Source organism: Enterococcus sp. 9E7_DIV0242 (genome assembly GCF_002140975.2).
Taxonomy (GTDB): domain Bacteria; phylum Bacillota; class Bacilli; order Lactobacillales; family Enterococcaceae; genus Enterococcus_L; species Enterococcus_L clewellii.
This window is the reverse complement of the sequence record NZ_CP147247.1, coordinates 3,874,052-3,892,500: the sequence shown is the minus strand read 5'-3', so window position 1 is coordinate 3,892,500 and position 18,449 is coordinate 3,874,052. Positions and strand designations below refer to the sequence as shown.

Genomic DNA, 18,449 nt, shown 5'->3' with positions numbered 1-18,449 from the left:
TTTTCCACTTAACATATATTTTGGGACCTTAGCTGGTGGTCTGGGCTGTTTCCCTTTCGACTACGGATCTTATCACTCGCAGTCTGACTCCCGGATATAAATGAATGGCATTCGGAGTTTATCTGAATTCGGTAACCCGAGATGGGCCCCTAGTCCAAACAGTGCTCTACCTCCATCATTCTCAATTCCGAGGCTAGCCCTAAAGCTATTTCGGAGAGAACCAGCTATCTCCAAGTTCGTTTGGAATTTCTCCGCTACCCACACCTCATCCCCGCACTTTTCAACGTACGTGGGTTCGGTCCTCCAGTGCGTTTTACCGCACCTTCAACCTGGACATGGGTAGATCACATGGTTTCGGGTCTACGACCACATACTCATTCGCCCTATTCAGACTCGCTTTCGCTACGGCTCCGACTCTTCATCTTAACCTCGCATGTAATCGTAACTCGCCGGTTCATTCTACAAAAGGCACGCTATCACCCATTAACGGGCTTTAACTTGTTGTAGGCACACGGTTTCAGGATCTATTTCACTCCCCTTCCGGGGTGCTTTTCACCTTTCCCTCACGGTACTGGTTCACTATCGGTCACTAGGGAGTATTTAGCCTTGCGGGATGGTCCCCGCGGATTCCGACGGAATTTCACGTGTTCCGCCGTACTCAGGATCCTCCTAGGTGTTGCCAAAATTTCGTCTACGGGGCTTTCACCCTCTCTGGCGGACTTTTCCAAATCCTTTGACTATCCTGACAGACTACCATATCGGAGTCCTACAACCCCAATGAGCAAGCTCATTGGTTTGGGCTCTTCCCGTTTCGCTCGCCGCTACTCAGGGAATCGAATTTTCTTTCTCTTCCTGCAGGTACTTAGATGTTTCAGTTCTCTGCGTCTACCTCAATTACGCTATGTATTCACGTAAATGTAACATCCTATAAAAGATGCTGGGTTTCCCCATTCGGAAATCTCTGGATCATAGCTTACTTACAGCTCCCCAAAGCATATCGGTGTTAGTCCCGTCCTTCATCGGCTCCTAGTGCCAAGGCATCCACCGTGCGCCCTTATTCACTTAACCTTATCAACCTTGCGGTTGGGTTTTGACTCGTTTCTCTAGCGATAGAGGCGTCATCAAGAAAAATAAGCTATCGAACAATTTTAAAAAACTCTTCAACGCGGTGTTCTCGGTTTGTTTGTGTTGTTGATTTTCTTTCTATCCAGTTTTCAATGAACAAATTAAATAGTAACCATTGGTTACTATATGGAGCCTAGCGGGATCGAACCGCTGACCTCCTGCGTGCAAAGCAGGCGCTCTCCCAGCTGAGCTAAGGCCCCGTGTTTCAATTGTCGAGGTAAACCTCTCAAAACTGAACAAAGTGAAGTTAAACCGTGTAGTTTCCGTAATATTCCTTAGAAAGGAGGTGATCCAGCCGCACCTTCCGATACGGCTACCTTGTTACGACTTCACCCCAATCATCTATCCCACCTTAGGCGGCTGGCTCCAAAAGGTTACCTCACCGACTTCGGGTGTTACAAACTCTCGTGGTGTGACGGGCGGTGTGTACAAGGCCCGGGAACGTATTCACCGCGGCGTGCTGATCCGCGATTACTAGCGATTCCGGCTTCATGTAGGCGAGTTGCAGCCTACAATCCGAACTGAGAGAAGCTTTAAGAGATTTGCTTAGCCTCGCGACTTCGCGACTCGTTGTACTTCCCATTGTAGCACGTGTGTAGCCCAGGTCATAAGGGGCATGATGATTTGACGTCATCCCCACCTTCCTCCGGTTTGTCACCGGCAGTCTCGCTAGAGTGCCCAACTGAATGATGGCAACTAACAATAAGGGTTGCGCTCGTTGCGGGACTTAACCCAACATCTCACGACACGAGCTGACGACAACCATGCACCACCTGTCACTTTGTCCCCGAAGGGAAAGCTCTATCTCTAGAGTGGTCAAAGGATGTCAAGACCTGGTAAGGTTCTTCGCGTTGCTTCGAATTAAACCACATGCTCCACCGCTTGTGCGGGCCCCCGTCAATTCCTTTGAGTTTCAACCTTGCGGTCGTACTCCCCAGGCGGAGTGCTTAATGCGTTTGCTGCAGCACTGAAGGGCGGAAACCCTCCAACACTTAGCACTCATCGTTTACGGCGTGGACTACCAGGGTATCTAATCCTGTTTGCTCCCCACGCTTTCGAGCCTCAGCGTCAGTTACAGACCAGAGAGCCGCCTTCGCCACTGGTGTTCCTCCATATATCTACGCATTTCACCGCTACACATGGAATTCCACTCTCCTCTTCTGCACTCAAGTCTCCCAGTTTCCAATGACCCTCCCCGGTTGAGCCGGGGGCTTTCACATCAGACTTAAGAAACCGCCTGCGCTCGCTTTACGCCCAATAAATCCGGACAACGCTTGCCACCTACGTATTACCGCGGCTGCTGGCACGTAGTTAGCCGTGGCTTTCTGGTTAGATACCGTCAAGGGATGAACAGTTACTCTCATCCTTGTTCTTCTCTAACAACAGAGTTTTACGATCCGAAAACCTTCTTCACTCACGCGGCGTTGCTCGGTCAGACTTTCGTCCATTGCCGAAGATTCCCTACTGCTGCCTCCCGTAGGAGTCTGGGCCGTGTCTCAGTCCCAGTGTGGCCGATCACCCTCTCAGGTCGGCTATGCATCGTTGCCTTGGTGAGCCGTTACCTCACCAACTAGCTAATGCACCGCGGGTCCATCCATCAGCGACACCCGAAAGCGCCTTTCAAATCAGAACCATGCGGTTCCGATTGTTATACGGTATTAGCACCTGTTTCCAAGTGTTATCCCCTTCTGATGGGCAGGTTACCCACGTGTTACTCACCCGTCCGCCACTCCTCTTTTCCGGTGAGTGCAAGCACTCGGTGGAAAAGAAGCGTTCGACTTGCATGTATTAGGCACGCCGCCAGCGTTCGTCCTGAGCCAGGATCAAACTCTCATAAAAAGTTTAAACTTGACAGTCTTGCGACTGTTACGCTCAATTTGTTTGCTAGCATATTGCTTGCTTGTTAAATCATGTTGTTGTCTTGATCAAATCAAGACATACTACACATTTGGTTTGTCTTACTTTGTTCAGTTTTCAAAGGTCTACTTGATTGCCTCGCAGCAACTTTTATATCATACCAAAGTTTTGATTTGATGTCAACTCTTTTTTTGAAGAAGTTGAAGTTTTTTTCTGCTTGGCTGTTGTCGTTTTGTTTCATAACAACTTTTATATCTTATCAACTTTTTTGTTATTTGTCAACAACTTTTTTATTGATAAAACAAGTTTTTTCTTTTACTCAGCTGTTATTCTATTGTGCTGTTTAAAAGTGGTTGTTGTGTCTCAGCGACATGTATTAATATACCAAGTTTCTCTTCTCAGGTCAATCAAAATATTACTTTTTTTCAAACTTTTTTTCATTACCGATTGTTTATCAGCTTTATGATTCTATTGTTCGCATTTCCATCGATTTCAGAGTCTCTTTAGCCTTTGTTCGTTCGACAGACTAGATAGCACTGACATCCAAACTAAGAACAATAGCCATTTCTTGTGCACAATTTCTTCTAAACTTATATAGAAAAAATGAAGCTTCCATTTTGCGGAAGCTTCATCTTTCTATTTAACGCATTGTTGGGAACAGCAGAACATCTCTGATTGACTGTGCATCCGTTAATAGCATGACTAAACGATCAATACCAATTCCCAGGCCCCCGGTTGGTGGCAGCCCATATTCTAGTGCTTCGATAAAGTCTTCGTCCACACCATGTGCTTCATCATTTCCTTGGGCACGTTCTTTTTCTTGATCTTCAAAGCGTTCTCTTTGATCGATTGGATCATTTAATTCAGTAAACGCATTGGCAAATTCTTTTCCTACAATAAATAGCTCAAAGCGATCTGTAAAGCGAGGATCTTCAGGATTTTTCTTAGCCAATGGTGAAACTTCTACTGGATGACCATAGATAAATGTAGGTTGTTGCAAGGTTTCTTCCACATGTGTCTCGAAGAACTCATTTAAAATATGTCCCACAGACATATTCTCGTTAATCTCTACATTATGCTCTTTTGCAAAGGCTCTTGCTTCTTCAACAGTCATTTCTTTCCAGAAATCTACACCTGTCTGTGCTTTGATTGCATCTACCATATGAACACGGCCGAAGGCACTACCTAAATCAACTTCTTGTCCATCATAGCTGATCGTTGTTGTTTTAAGAACTTTTTCAGCTGCGTTGCGGATGATTCCTTCTGTCAGATCCATCACATCTTTATAATCTGTGTATGCAGTATACGCCTCAAGCATAGTAAATTCTGGATTATGAGTTGTATCAATTCCTTCATTACGGAACACTCGTCCAATTTCATATACTTTTTCCATCCCACCGACAACTAATCGTTTCAGATGGAGTTCTAGAGCAATACGTAGATACAAGTCAATATCTAGCGCATTGTGATGTGTAATAAACGGACGGGCTGCCGCACCTCCAGCTTCATTATGAAGAACCGGCGTTTCTACCTCCATATACCCTTGACCATCAAGATATCTACGGATTTCACTGATAATTTGACTACGCTTCATGAAGCGATCAAAGCTTTCTTTATTGCTGATTAAATCCAAATAACGTTGACGATAGCGCTGTTCGATATTGGTTAATCCATGATATTTATCAGGAAGGGGACGTAGTGCTTTTGTTAAAAGCACGATTGTTTTTGCTTTTACAGTAACTTCCCCTGTATCTGTCTTCATTATTTGACCTGTCACACCAAAAAAGTCTCCTAAGTCTGCATGTTTGAAAAGCTCATAGGCTTCATCACCGACTTGGTCCTTTCTTACATATATTTGGATTTGACCTTCACGATCTTGCAGGTGAGCGAAACCAGCCTTCCCTTTTCCACGCTTAGTCATCATACGGCCAGCTACACTGGCTGACAAATCTTTCTCATTCAGCTCTTCCTTTGTTTGTGCATCATAGGTTTCATGCAATTCAGCAGAATTATGCGTGCGGTCAAAACGTTTACCGAATGGATCAATTCCTTCTTCGCGTAGTTTTTCCATCTTTTCACGCCGCACCAACATTTGGTCATTCAAATCCGCGACTTGGGATTGTTGTTCTTCAGCCACTCTTTTTCCTCCATTCTTAAATAAACATATACTAATAATGCCATAGTGATTCTAAAAAAAGCAAGCCGAATTTTATATTCGACTTGAATTAATTGATTATACAAATCCTGTTAAATGATTCCTTGTATGAAAAGAAGCGCTACGCTTAATGATTTACTCCCAAAATCGAGCGATAGTATGGTTTGCAAGTACCATCAACAAATATATCATTGCCTCTCGTATCAAAAACCAAATAGCTTTGAGATTCTTGGTCAAAGTCAACTAAACAATAGCACGCTTAGCTCTGAAAAGCTTAGATAAACTACCATAGTAGAGCGAAAGCGACTATCCTTTCAAAAAAGCAGATATGCATTCTTTCATTTAATCAGATTTTCTTAGATTACTTCTTCAACACTTTCAGCAGAGGACACTTTCCCTACGAAACCATCCATTAAATCGACGATTTCTTTTTGCGTGTCTGCCTGATTGATTGCCACTTTCACTTTTGCTGCTCGTGGAATTCCTTTTAGATAGTAGGAAGCGTGTTGACGAAATTCTCTTGCTGCAACAGATTCCCCTTTGAGGTCAACCAATCGTTGCAAATGAACCTTAGCTGTTTCAATCTTATCAAATGGTGTTGGTTCCGGAATTAATTCCCCAGTTTCTAAATAATGCTGCGTTCTGTGAATCATCCAAGGGTTTCCCAATGCTGCACGACCAATCATGACACCATCAGCACCCACGTAGTCCAGCATTCTTTTCGCATCTTCCGGTGTACGGACATCACCATTGCCCATAAAAGGGATCGTCAAATGGCTTTTTACTTCTTTCAGGATATCCCAATTTGCTTTTCCTTCATACATTTGGACACGCGTACGACCATGCATGGCAATCGCTGCAGCTCCGCCCTTTTCTGCTGCCAATGCGTTTTCAACGGCAAAAACATGCTCATCATCCCAACCAATACGCATCTTGACAGTTACTGGCATGTCGACTGCAGAGGTTACTGCCTGGACCATTTCATGTACTTTATTTGGATCAAGAAGCCATTTAGCTCCGGCTTCTGCTTTGATAACCTTATTTACAGGACAGCCCATATTGATATCAATAATGTCTGCTTCTGTATGTTCTTGTACGAATTGAGCTGCTTCGACTAATGTATCTTTATCCCCGCCAAAGATTTGTAAACTCAACGGATGTTCCCGCTCATCAATATAGAGCATTTCTAGTGTTTTTTTGTTTCTAAAATGGATGCCTTTGTCGCTGATCATTTCACAGACAACTAATCCGGCACCAAATTCCTTTACAGTGACACGAAATGCTGCATTGGTAATTCCAGCCATGGGTGCAACGACTACGCGATTCGGGATTTCTACATTACCTATTTTCCACATCGTTATTCTTCACGACCTTTTAATGTATTTTTTATTGCTTCTTCTCTCAGCTCAATCAAATCGGTTTCGCTATATTGGTACTTATTGCCACAGAATTGGCAGACTGCTTCTGCACCATGATCTTCTTCGATCATCGCATTGATTTCGTCCAGTCCCACAGCAATGATTGCTGTTCCAAATTTATCTTTTGAACAATCACACTTAAATTGAACAGGCATTTTTTCAAGGATATCTACTTCTCCTTCACCTAGCAATCGTTCCAAGATTTGCTCCGGTGACTCGCCATCTTCCAATAGACGTGATACCATAGGTACTTCTAATAGACGCTTTTCAATAAAATCGATCGTCTTCTCGTCTGCACCTGGCATAACTTGAATCATAAATCCACCTGCAGCTTTAACCGTATCATCTGTATCCACTAGCACACTTAACCCGATAGCAGAAGGAATTTGTTCAGAAACCGTCATAAAATAGGTAAAGTCCTCACCAATTTCTCCGGAAACAATCGGTGTTTGACCGGAAAAAGTTTCCTTCAAGCCCAAATCCTTAATAACTGTAAATACACCAACATCGCCAACAGCACCTCGAACATCGATTTTGCCACTGTCATTCAGCTTCAAGCTTACATGAGGATTTTTGATGTAGCCTTTTACATCGCCACTACCATTGCTGTCAACAATGATTGCTCCGGCAGGACCATTCCCCTGTACTTTCACAGTCAGCTTATCTTCGCCTTTAAGTGTCGCGCCAAGCAGTAACGAGCCGACCATTGTTCTTCCCAATGCTGCTGTTGATGAACTCCAAGTGTCATGTCTTTGCTGTGCTTCTGCAATTGTATTTGTTGCACAAAGAGCGTACGCTCTGATTGATCCTTTATAACAAAGTGCTTTTACTAAATAATCTTCCATTGTTTTCTTGTCCTCTTCTCCGTGCTTTTTCACTCATTATCAGATAATACTAGGAAATCGTCGTTTTTTCAACTAAATAATTCTAACTTCGATAGCTTCTATTCTCTCTTAATAGAAACAGGTGTGGACTCACGACTCCAATCATTAATTCTCTTGCATAGAAAAACAGTTGCAGGAAAAGCTTCCCACAACTGTCTCGTGTTTCTATTTATAACGATCGTCAAAGTTCTCGCGTTCAGAATCAGAGTCATCTTTAGAAGAGTCATCTTCTTTTTTATCAAGTTGAACTTTCTTTTCGGTCTCATCAGCTTCTGTTTTCACTTCTTCTGCGTCCGATTCAAGGTCTTGTTTGACTTCGTCAGCATTCCGTTTTTCTTCGGCTTGCTTTTGCGCATCTTTTTCTTCTAAGGCACGTTTAGCTTCTTCGAAAGTTTGTGCTTTCTCACTTGGGAATTCACTAGAGCTTCCTGCCGGCATTTCTCCTGTTTCAAACAGAGATTTAATCGCTTTGGCATCCAGTGTTTCATATTCCAAAAGCATTTCCGCAATTAATTTATGTTTATCGCGATGTGTTTCAATAATTTCACGTGCTTTTGCATGTGCGTCCATCAGTAGTTTGCGAACTTCTTGATCGATTTCAAACGCAACTTGCTCTGAGTAAGCTTTTGTCTGTCCATAATCGCGACCGACAAAGACTTGATGGTTTCCTTCATACTGTACAGGTCCAAGCTTATCACTCATTCCGTACTCAGTAACCATGCTACGAGCTAACCCAGTTGCTTGTTCAAAGTCATTAGAAGCACCTGTTGACTGAACACCGAAGACGATTTCTTCTGCAGTGCGTCCACCAAGCAAACCAACTAATTGTTCAAACATATCTTCCTTAGTCAACAAGAACTGATCTTCTTTTGGTAAAGCGATCATATAGCCGCCTGCACGACCACGAGGAATGATTGTTACTTTATGAACGACGCGGGCACGACTTAGTACCAAACCAACGATTGTATGTCCCGCTTCATGGTAAGCAACCATTTCACGTTCCTTCTTATTGATAACACGGTCTTTTTTAGCTGGACCGGCAATCACACGATCTTCGGCCTCATCAATATCAGACGCATCGATCTTCTTCTTGTTTCTTCTGGCAGCAACTAATGCCGCTTCATTCAAGACGTTTTCCAGATCCGCACCGGCAAAGCCTGGTGTTTGTTGTGCAACGACTTTCAAATCAACATCGTCTGCCAATGGTTTATTACGCGCATGTACTTTTAGAATCGCTTCACGACCCTTAACATCCGGACGACCAACTAAAATTTGACGGTCAAAACGTCCTGGACGAAGTAATGCAGCATCCAATACATCTGAACGGTTCGTTGCAGCAATGACAATTACTCCTTCATTCCCGTCAAAACCATCCATTTCAACAAGCAGCTGATTCAATGTTTGCTCACGCTCATCATGACCGCCGCCCATTCCGGCACCACGTTGACGACCAACTGCATCGATTTCATCGATGAAGATGATTGAAGGTGCGTTCTTCTTCGCTGTTTCAAATAGATCACGGACACGGCTTGCACCGACACCGACGAACATTTCTACGAACTCAGAACCTGAAATAGAATAGAATGGTACGCCTGCTTCACCAGCTACTGCTTTAGCAAGTAGGGTTTTACCAGTTCCCGGAGGTCCTTCTAAAAGTACCCCGGCAGGAATACGTGCACCCAGTTCTACAAAACGACGCGGGTCTTTCAAGAACTCAACCACTTCAACAAGTTCTTGTTTCTCTTCTTCTGCACCAGCTACATCTGTAAAACGAACACGACTCGCTGTTTTGTCGGCCTCTTTCGCTTTGGATTTCCCAAAGTTCATGACACGGCCGCCGCCACCGCCACCGCCGCCTTGCTGTCCCATCATCATGTAGAACATGAAGAAGAGCAGTATGATTGGCAGGAAGCTGAAGATCAACGAAATCCATGTTCCACTTGTTGACTGTTCCTTCACGGAAAGCTTCACTTCGTTCTGCTGTGCTATATTTTGTACCTCTGTCAGTGTTGTATCACTTGGCAGAACAATGGTAGAGAATTTCTTCGTTGTTACTTCGGAATTCCCCCAAAGAGACAGTCCGCTTTCATTTTCGATTTTTTGCTCTTCTTTGTACTCTCCGACAATTTTGAATACACCATTTGTCGGTTGGATCGTCATTGTTTTGATCTCTCCGCTATCAAGTTGTTCTCTAAACTTAGAGAATTCGATATCAGGAGATTGGGAGCTGTTGTTTCCAAAGATGAAGCTTCCAACCATGATCATCGCTAAAATGACTAATACATAGTATAGGCCATTTCTCATGCCGCCACCTTTTTTATTCATGCCTGTCCTCCTAGCTTGTTTAAACTATTCACTTTTTTTGTCTTATCAATTCTGACCTTTATATTGTAACATAACTATTTCAAAGAGAGATATTATTTTGATTCGTATACTTCCGGCTTCAATACACCGACATATGGAAGGTTACGATAGGATTCTGCATAATCCAATCCATAGCCTACAACAAACTCATTTGGGATATTGAATCCCACGTAGTCAGCATCAATATCCACTACGCGTCCCTCAGGTTTATCTAAGAAGGTAACGATTTTTACAGAAGCTGCTTTTCTATATTTGAACAAATCCACAAGGTAAGCAAGTGTCCGTCCACTATCTATGATATCTTCAACGATTAAGATATGACGACCTTCTACATTTGTATCCAGATCCTTAACGATTTTCACTTCTCCGGAAGATACTGTTGCGTTACCATAACTGGAAACAGCCATGAAATCCATTTCTAAATGTGCGTCGATTTGTCGTACGACATCTGCAAGAAAAGGAACTGCTCCTTTCAAAATTCCAATAACAAGAGGGCTTTTTTCTTTGTAATCCTCTGTCAATTTTTTTCCAAGCTCAGCATTTTTTTCAGCAATCTGTTCTTTTGTTATCAAAATGTTTTTAATATCTTTCTCTAGCATGATGCTCTCCTCTCAAGTTTACCCCTTTGTTTTATAAAGGAGTCTGTAGTGTATTTTATCAGTTTCTTCGGGAATACTCAAATGGGAATTTGCAAATTTAGGCACCCAGAGGATCTCGTTTCGATCAGTCAGAATGACCCACGCATTTTCTCTTGAGGAATTCGGTATTTTTCTATCGATAAAAAGTCGATTGAGGCGTTTCGTCAAAAAAGGGGTGAGTGCGATTCGATCCCCAGCGTTTCTATGTCTGACTTTAAGTGGAAGCTTTGTTTCTACTGAAAGCAGGCGTTCCTCCGCTTCCCACGCTTTGATCCTTTCCGGCACTATAACCGGTCTGTCAAAAGAGCTAAGCCCAAGCCACTCCGTATCAGATAAAAAGATTCCTTCACCGATAGGCAAAGAAAACTCCACGGTTGGTATAGTTGTTTCCTGCACTAAAAATGCTGTATTGTATTCTTTAATAAAACGCCAGCCTTTTTCCAGCATAACAACTTTTTGAGGGTCGGATTGAGCAAGGATATTATACAGAGTTTCAAGCTGCTCTTTGTTGATAGCGATGTTTTTTTCAACCAAAGTTTTCTGTAAGAAAAACTGCAAAAAGAAATAGCGAAAGCTACGGCTTTCGTTTTGTAATACTGATAGATCCAGTTGCCAACCCGTATCGATTTTCTTAACCCATTCTTTGTATTTAGCACCTGTTATTTCCTGAATCAGTTCATCCACTAAGTCTACTTGGTGACTGAAGGTTGAAATATGTTCAAGAAAATTCCTGTTTTCTTCCTTTAAGTAAGGAACAACATGATGCCGTACCCGATTTCTAAAATACAGGTCTGAATGATTTGAGCTATCTTCAAAATACACAATATTCTGCTCTTTGGCGAACACTTTCAGCTCATCTTTAGAAAAAATCAACAAAGGCCGAATGAGCCTACCTGAGCCAAAGGACTGTTCTTCTCTTATTCCGACTAAATTTCTCAATGTACTGCCTCTAGTCAGGCGCATTAGTATCGTCTCTGCTTGGTCGTCCATATGATGAGCAGTCATGAGCGTATTGAATGATTCTTTTTCCATAATACTTTTAAAAAAAGTGTATCTGAATTCTCTGGCTCTCACTTCAACACTACTGATCAGCAGATTCTCTTCCCAACGCTTTGAGTAAAATGCCAGTTGATTTTCTCGGCAGAACGCTTCAAGATAACGCTCCTCTTCATCTGATTCAGGACGCAATTGATGATTGACGTGTGCAACACCAACTGTGCAGCCTGTTTTTTCAGCTACTCTACACATCAGAAAAAGCAAAATCATCGAATCAAGTCCGCCTGAAATAGCCAACAGGATTCGATCACCTTTACGCCAATGATTCTTTTTTCCCCCAAGTCGGTAAAATTTCTCTAGCACTGCTCCACCTCCCATGTCAGCTATGGCGATTATTATTAGCAATGGTCAAGCCACACACATATAATCTCGAACAATATCTCCATTTATCTCAGAAAAAACTCAAAAGGCCAGGAGTTTTGCTCCCCCGGCCTTGAATAGATTTCTTTAGTTGCGGCGTCCGCCTCGTCCGCCTCTTTTACCTTCTGTGTTTCTTCGCAATGAAGATAAGCGGTCATCACTATCTTTCAAAAATGAGCTCATCAATGAATCAAAATCCTGCCCGTTGTGCGCATTATTATTGTTCGTTGGTTTGTTGAACTGTTTTTTTGGTCCAGCATGATAGCCTCGATCACGATTGTCTTGTTGTCCGCGGTTATCACGGTTGTCGCGGTTATCCTGATGATTGTTTGTGCGACGTTGGAAATTGTTCTTAGGTGCTTCCGGATTATCTTGTGCTTTACGGATAGATAAACCAACTTTCCCATCATCACCTACAGAAGTGACTTTAACAGTAACTTCGTCACCTACAGTTAATATCTCGTTGATATCCTTTACGAAACCATTCGATACTTCACTGATATGGACTAAGCCTGTCTTGCCTCCTCCTAGATCAATAAAGGCCCCAAAATTAGTAATTCCTGACACTTTTCCCGGCAGTTTTGCTCCTACTTCGATTGACATAAAAAATGTGATCCTCCTATTTTCACCCTAAAATTATTATATACAGCTGATATCCGCTTATTCCCCGGAGGTTTCAGTCTGTGGTTGACTCTCGTCTGTTGTGGTTTGTGTTGTTTCTCTATTCCCGCTGATTGCTGACCCTAAATCAGGTACGGGATAAATCTGCTCGCCTTCTTTGGAAACATAGTAACGGGCTCTTGCCAGCTTGGCAATATAATTCTTGTCCTTTAATAACGCGACATCCTGCTCAAGCTTTTCCAGCTTCTTATCCATCTCAGCTGACTCTGCAACTACTTCTGACTTTTGCTTCTCGAAGGAATGCAGTTCTGCATAATCCTTCATCAGTTCAAAACTTGAAATCGAAAAAACGACTATGCCTATTAAAAAAATGACTGCTAATCGACGACGTTTGAAAATCAACTGCTTCTGCTGTTTTTGATATTCAGCATACTGTTCTTTGGTATACTCATTATTCAGCGCAGCGATTTTATTCTTTTTTCCCATCTCGTTCGCTTCACTCGCTTTCATATGTCCGCTTTATTATACCAACATCTTCAAGGGTTGTCTAATCTTAATCGTCGGAATTATCAACTCTTGTTTCAGATATGATTTGATACATTTTCTGTGCATCTTCCTTTTTCGTAGAATCATGTAGTTCTTTTACCTCAATTTCAAGAATCTTGTTACCGAAACGAATCTTGATTTGATCGCTAATTTTAACCATACTGGAAGACTTCGCCAAAATACCATTGATTTGGATTCTGCCCTTGTCTGCTACCTCTTTGGCAACAGCTCTCCTTTTTATAATGCGTGATACTTTTAAAAATTTATCTAAACGCATCTCTTCACCTCTTTTTTATTCGTAAAATTTTCTTTCCAAAAGGAACCATCAGCCATTCTCTCACTGTAAACAGCTGCAACTGAACAATTGCAGCGAGAAATGCTGCAACACCGATTGCGACACCTACTATGGCAAAAAGCAATGCTTGCCCTCGATGATCCACTACTCCAACTATGATAGACAGAATCCCTTGATAAATCAATAGGGTAGCAATCATTATTCCCAAACTGCTCAATAATTTTTTTAAAAACCCGCGTTCAAACCAAAATTGGTTGATTTCCGATCCCGTCGTAATGATCAAGCAAAACAAAGTCACGGATAATGACAGGATTGTTGACAAACTGGCTCCGGCTGTTCCTAAATACTGTGTCATCGGGTTCGTCAGCAATATTTTCCCAAGCAACCCTAAGCCCGCCGCAAGAAAAGCAGTGTTAAACTGATTACGACTCTGCAAGATGCTTTGATAGGCTTGAATGACAGCCATCAATGCAATAGCAAAGACATAGATTCCGAGCACGCCATTTCCTTTGTAGTCTTTAAATAAAGCAAAATTGATATAGGGAAGAACCAATACCAGTCCCACAGAAGCTGCCGTTGCGACAGTCGTCGTCAAACGCAGAAACATTCTGGATGCCATGATAAATTGATTCTCTTGTTTACTGACAAAATACTTTGTTAGTGCCGGTAGAAAAGAGGAACTCAAAGCCAAAGCAACAACCAGCCCCAACTGCACCAGCGGCTGTCCTCGGTCATAAACACCCTTATCGACCTTCGCTGCATGATCTGGCAATCCGGAAAACACCAATGCATTCTTTACAAAAAACGAATCGACTAGTTGAAAAATAATCAAGAACGCACTGTACAGTGAAACGAGTCCGCCCTCCACGAACAAACGATAAAAAAGTGTTCGTCCTTCCTTATCTATCTGCCAACGCAGGAAATAGGCCGAACTACCCGGTTGTATTTTTCGATCATAGTACCATAAAATGCCAGTGGCGGCGATTCCGCCTAAAACAGCACCACCCATTGCGGCAGTCCCAGTTTTGTATACATTCCATTGAAACGTTTGATAACACCACGCTGCCGTAAGTATTACACCAACTCGAATCAGCTGCTCTAACACCTGTGAGACTGCACTTGGCGTCATCAATAGATGGCCTTGAAAATTCCCCCGATAACAAGAAAGTATCGGCACCAGCAAGAAAGTAAATGCGACAACCTTGATCAAGGGGGATAAATCAGAATCTCCCATTAACCATGCCAGCCAATCACTTCCTATGAAGAAAAAGGCAAAGCCTGACACACCAAGTAATGCAATAAAAGGAAATAAACGTTGAAGTACTTGTTTTTTTCCACTAACAGATTCCTGCTCTGCAACAATCTTAGATATAAATTGAGGCAGTCCGGTCAAAGCCAGCGTCATCGCAATTCCATAAATAGGATAAACTTGCTGATAAACGTAAAAGCCCTCGTCACCGACAAGGTTCTGAAAAGGAACTCTATAGACAGCGCTCAATAGCTTCGCTATAAATGAAGCAGCTGTCAGTATTAGCGCTCCTTGGAGCATTGTTCGAAGCTCTTTTTGCGCCATATCGTTTCCTCCGTTTATCCATGAGCCATTTCTGGTTTTGATTTATATTTCTCTTCTCGCAAGGCAGAAATGAAGGCAGAAACTTCCTGCAGCCAAGAAGCCTCCTTCATTCCTTTATACAACTTCAAACGAATACTCATCTTTTCGTTATTGACTGCTAAATCAGCCTTCAACGAAGTAGCAGACAAGGCCTCAAAAATTTGTTCCACGGTGTACGTTTTTGTGCCTACTTTACTCAAAGTGAAGATGATTTCCTGTTGCTGCTTCTTCACTGACTCAAGCAATGCCCGGTCTCCGTCCATTTTGATAAGACCTGTTGTCAGCAGATAAGCTACTTCATCCGGATATTCTCCAAAGCGATCCAGTAAATCAGCTTCCAGTTCTTCATACATTTCCATGTTTTCAAGCTGACGAATCCGCTTGTAGATTTCGATTTTTTGTCGTTCGTCTGAAATATACTCATTTGGTAAGTAAGCATCGATACCTAAATCAATTTCAACAGATGTCTTCTGATCAACGACTTTTTTCCCTTGTTTACGGGCAACAGCTTCTTCCAGCATTTGAGAGTACATATCAAACCCAACAGAATCGATAAACCCATGTTGCTGTGCACCTAACAAATTCCCTGCCCCACGAATTGACAGGTCTCTCATGGCAATTTTGAACCCTGAGCCAAGCTCCGTAAAATCCTTGATTGCTTCCAAACGTTTTTCGCTAACTTCGTTCAGTATTTTCTGCTGCTCATACATAAAGTAAGCATAAGCTACTCGATTGCTCCGACCTACACGTCCCCGTAGCTGATAGAGCGTTGACAAACCCATATAATCAGCATTCTCAACAAATAAGGTATTAGCATTAGGGATATCTACACCCGTTTCGATAATTGTTGTTGTGACCAAAATATCAAATTGACGTTCAATAAAATCAAACAACGTATTCTCCAATTGAATTTCCGTCATCTGCCCATGCGCATAGGCAATTCTCGCCTGTGGTACCAGCGCCTGAAGTTCTTCTACTTTTTGCTCAATCGTATCTACTCTGTTATAGAGATAAAAAACCTGCCCATCTCTCGCTAATTCGCGTTCTACTGCTTCGCGAATGGCGCCCGGGTTCATTTCCATCACATAGGTCTGAATCGGGTAACGATTTTCCGGCGGTGTTTCAATAACAGAGAGGTCCCGAACACCCAGCATCGACATATGAAGCGTTCGTGGGATCGGTGTGGCTGTCAAGGTCAGTACATCTACCTGGGAACGAAGTTGCTTCAAACGCTCCTTATGCTTTACACCAAATCGCTGTTCTTCATCGATAATCAGTAGCCCCAGATCACCGAACACCACATCCTTTGATAGGAGTCGATGTGTTCCGATGATAATATCTACCTGTCCTTTTTTCGCTTGTTCGATCGTCTCGTTCTGCTGTTTCTTCGTTCTAAAGCGACTAAGTAATCCTACTTCCACAGGAAAGCCTTCGAAACGATCAATAATTGTTTCGTAGTGCTGCTGTGCCAAAATTGTTGTCGGCACTAAAAAAGCAACCTGTTTTCCAGCCGATATTGCCTTGAATGCTGCTCGCAACGCAACTTCTGTTTTCCCAAAGCCGACATCACCAACTAAGAGACGGTCCATCGGTCGTGATTTCTCCATATCTCGTTTGATTTCAGCTGTGCTGCGCAGTTGATCCTCCGTCTCTGAATAAGGAAACGCATCTTCAAATTCTTTTTGATATCCATCATCCGGCGGAAAAGCAAATCCCTTTTCCGACTCTCTGTCAGCATATAGTTGAATCAAATCATCGGCAATGTCTTCGATTCTTGCTGAAACTTTTTTCTTGGTCTTCGTCCATTCGCTGCCGCCCAGCTTGTTGATTTTCGGTGTTTTTGATTCCGCAGCAACAAACTTCTGAATCAAGTTCAACTGTGTAACTGGAATAAACAGCTTATCCTCATTTTGATATAGGATCGTGATGTAGTCTTGGTGGACACCATCGACTTCCAAAGTTTCCATTCCTATATATTTACCGATCCCATGATTGATATGAACGACATAATCGCCTTTTTTCAGATCGCTATAGCTTTTCAATCGCTCAGCATTTGAAACAGTTTGGCGGCGTGCTCTTTTCTTCGTTACAGTATGAAAAATTTCTTTTTCTGTGATTGCAACGATTTTATCGGCTGGCAGTTCAAAACCTGTTTGAAGATTTCCCTGAACAAGCTGAATTTTTCCTTCTAGCAGCCGATTTTTTGATACAGAAACACTTGAGATGTCAAAATCTCGAAATAGGTTCTCCACCTTCTGCGCCCGTTCTTTGGTTGGAACAAACACGAGAACCGTCTGCTCCTGCTTTTGCCAACGATCCATCTCCGCTTTCAATAAAGGCATTTGTCCAAAAAATTGCTGCATAGAGCGGTATTGTGCATTATGGATAGCTTGAAAACGTAAATTGCCCATCCCCTTTTGGAATAAAGAAAAGAAGGTAGCTGTAAAACGTTGTTTTCTTAATTGATCGTGTACATTGGCGCCGAAGGTCTGCTCTGAAAAAACACGTTTCTCTTCCAACTTCTGAGTATGCCACTCACCTTCTTCGCGAACAATCTCTCGTTCCGTTTCTAAAATACGGGCATAGTCATCTACAACCAACATACTATCTTCTGGCAAATAGTCTAAAATCGTCGTCTGTTCTCTATACAATAAATCCGTATAATAACGCGCATGTTCAGTCGGAATCCCTGCCTCCCATGAAGAAAGTATTTGCCCAAAATATTCTTCAAGAAATACTTTATCTGTTTTTTCTTTCGTTATAGACAATCGTTTTTCCAGAGCTTCTTGAAGCTTGACGATTCCCGATGAGAGGTCGTCATCTGAAAAAATCGTATCTGTTACAGGAGAGATCGTCACACTTTCAATAGTTTCTGCGGAACGTTGTGTATCTGCTTCAAAATAGCGCAGCGAATCAACCTCAACATCAAACAGTTCTGCTCTTACAGGGTTGGGGGTATTTAATGGATAAACATCAATAATACTTCCTCGAATACTAAACTCCCCCGGTTTACCAACTAGCGATTGACGCTCATAACCCATCAGTACTAGCTTTTGTGCTAGCTTATCTAATTCAACTTCGGTACCTATTTCCCAATGCAGCTGTGCCTTCTTCCAGGTCTCTTTACTAGGAAGAAATTTTCTCAAGCCTGCTGCCGGAACTACAACGATTCCTTTTTTCCTAGATAGTAAAAAATTCAGTGTCTGAATTCGATCCGCTCTCGCTTCCGGTGAAGAAAAAGCCATTTCCGCAGATAGCACTTCATCCACAGGAAATAAATAAACCTCCTCATCAGGCACTAAATTTCTAAAGTCTTCTACTAATTGGTTCGCGTAATAAAGGTTCGGCACGGCAACAATCATTTTTTTCTTCTTATGCTGATAGCCGCTAGTCATAACCAATGTTTTTGCTGAGCCGGCCAAGCCTGTGATAAGCTGACGGTGGTTCCCTGTCAGTTTTTGAAACCACTCTTGAACAATCGTGCTTTCACTGATTCTTTCAATAATATTCATTTTCGT

11 protein-coding genes, 1 tRNA gene and 2 rRNA genes (1 of these 14 cut by a window edge) are annotated in these 18,449 nt (G+C 42.5%); all 14 read right to left on the bottom strand.

Annotation, left to right across the window (positions count from 1 at the left end; genetic code table 11):
- Positions 1 to 1,068: ribosomal RNA gene (locus tag A5888_RS18195) — 23S ribosomal RNA — on the bottom strand; it reaches 1,843 nt to the left of the window's first position.
- A gap of 184 nt (positions 1,069 to 1,252) precedes the next feature.
- Positions 1,253 to 1,325, bottom strand: a tRNA-Ala gene (locus tag A5888_RS18190).
- A gap of 79 nt (positions 1,326 to 1,404) precedes the next feature.
- Positions 1,405 to 2,964: ribosomal RNA gene (locus A5888_RS18185) — 16S ribosomal RNA — on the bottom strand.
- Together the 16S and 23S rRNA genes with 1 tRNA gene alongside form the textbook arrangement of a ribosomal RNA operon.
- 658 nt (positions 2,965 to 3,622) lie before the next feature.
- Entirely contained in the window at positions 3,623 to 5,119 is a 1,497-nt protein-coding gene (gene lysS, locus A5888_RS18180) for a lysine--tRNA ligase (RefSeq protein ID WP_086351044.1), read from the bottom strand.
- 374 nt (positions 5,120 to 5,493) lie between these two features.
- Positions 5,494 to 6,492 (bottom strand): tRNA dihydrouridine synthase DusB, encoded by a 999-nt coding sequence (dusB, locus tag A5888_RS18175; protein WP_086351043.1) that lies wholly within the window; start codon positions 6,490 to 6,492, stop codon positions 5,494 to 5,496.
- Positions 6,493 to 6,494: 2 nt separating this feature from the next.
- The gene (hslO, locus tag A5888_RS18170) at positions 6,495 to 7,400 is read right to left on the bottom strand and encodes an Hsp33 family molecular chaperone HslO (protein ID WP_086351042.1); all 906 of its coding nucleotides are present in this window, start codon (positions 7,398 to 7,400) and stop codon (positions 6,495 to 6,497) included.
- A gap of 204 nt (positions 7,401 to 7,604) precedes the next feature.
- Positions 7,605 to 9,764, bottom strand: coding sequence for an ATP-dependent zinc metalloprotease FtsH (gene ftsH, locus A5888_RS18165; RefSeq protein WP_086351041.1), 2,160 nt, complete (start codon positions 9,762 to 9,764; stop codon positions 7,605 to 7,607).
- Positions 9,765 to 9,856: 92 nt separating this feature from the next.
- A complete protein-coding gene (hpt, locus tag A5888_RS18160; protein ID WP_086351040.1) occupies positions 9,857 to 10,402 on the bottom strand; it encodes a hypoxanthine phosphoribosyltransferase in 546 nt (181 codons plus the stop codon).
- A gap of 18 nt (positions 10,403 to 10,420) precedes the next feature.
- Positions 10,421 to 11,800 carry a tRNA lysidine(34) synthetase TilS gene (gene tilS / locus A5888_RS18155; protein WP_249274565.1) on the bottom strand — a complete coding sequence of 460 codons (1,380 nt, stop codon included), beginning with the start codon at positions 11,798 to 11,800 and terminating at the stop codon, positions 10,421 to 10,423.
- A gap of 144 nt (positions 11,801 to 11,944) precedes the next feature.
- A complete protein-coding gene (locus tag A5888_RS18150; protein WP_086351038.1) occupies positions 11,945 to 12,460 on the bottom strand; it encodes a S1 domain-containing RNA-binding protein in 516 nt (171 codons plus the stop codon).
- Between the two features lie 57 nt (positions 12,461 to 12,517).
- Positions 12,518 to 12,964 carry an FtsB family cell division protein gene (locus A5888_RS18145; RefSeq protein ID WP_086351052.1) on the bottom strand — a complete coding sequence of 149 codons (447 nt, stop codon included), beginning with the start codon at positions 12,962 to 12,964 and terminating at the stop codon, positions 12,518 to 12,520.
- Positions 12,965 to 13,031: 67 nt separating this feature from the next.
- Positions 13,032 to 13,301: an RNA-binding S4 domain-containing protein gene (locus tag A5888_RS18140; protein WP_086351037.1), complete on the bottom strand. Its 270-nt coding sequence runs from the start codon at positions 13,299 to 13,301 to the stop codon at positions 13,032 to 13,034.
- Between the two features lie 4 nt (positions 13,302 to 13,305).
- A complete protein-coding gene (locus tag A5888_RS18135; protein ID WP_086351036.1) occupies positions 13,306 to 14,892 on the bottom strand; it encodes a putative polysaccharide biosynthesis protein in 1,587 nt (528 codons plus the stop codon).
- 14 nt (positions 14,893 to 14,906) lie between these two features.
- A complete protein-coding gene (mfd, locus tag A5888_RS18130) occupies positions 14,907 to 18,443 on the bottom strand; it encodes a transcription-repair coupling factor (protein WP_086351035.1) in 3,537 nt (1,178 codons plus the stop codon).
- Positions 18,444 to 18,449 lie beyond the last annotated feature (6 nt).

What these genes read in the sequence shown, in the direction of transcription:
- A5888_RS18135 (WP_086351036.1), bottom strand. Translation starts at nt 14,892, where the DNA reads ATGGCGCAAAAAGAGCTTCGAACAATGCTCCAAGGAGCGCTAATACTG.
- A5888_RS18145 (WP_086351052.1), bottom strand. Translation starts at nt 12,964, where the DNA reads ATGGGAAAAAAGAATAAAATCGCTGCGCTGAATAATGAGTATACCAAA.
- dusB (WP_086351043.1), bottom strand. Translation starts at nt 6,492, where the DNA reads ATGTGGAAAATAGGTAATGTAGAAATCCCGAATCGCGTAGTCGTTGCA.
- hpt (WP_086351040.1), bottom strand. Translation starts at nt 10,402, where the DNA reads ATGCTAGAGAAAGATATTAAAAACATTTTGATAACAAAAGAACAGATT.
- ftsH (WP_086351041.1), bottom strand. Translation starts at nt 9,764, where the DNA reads ATGAATAAAAAAGGTGGCGGCATGAGAAATGGCCTATACTATGTATTA.
- A5888_RS18150 (WP_086351038.1), bottom strand. Translation starts at nt 12,460, where the DNA reads ATGTCAATCGAAGTAGGAGCAAAACTGCCGGGAAAAGTGTCAGGAATT.
- mfd (WP_086351035.1), bottom strand. Translation starts at nt 18,443, where the DNA reads ATGAATATTATTGAAAGAATCAGTGAAAGCACGATTGTTCAAGAGTGG.
- hslO (WP_086351042.1), bottom strand. Translation starts at nt 7,400, where the DNA reads ATGGAAGATTATTTAGTAAAAGCACTTTGTTATAAAGGATCAATCAGA.
- A5888_RS18140 (WP_086351037.1), bottom strand. Translation starts at nt 13,301, where the DNA reads ATGCGTTTAGATAAATTTTTAAAAGTATCACGCATTATAAAAAGGAGA.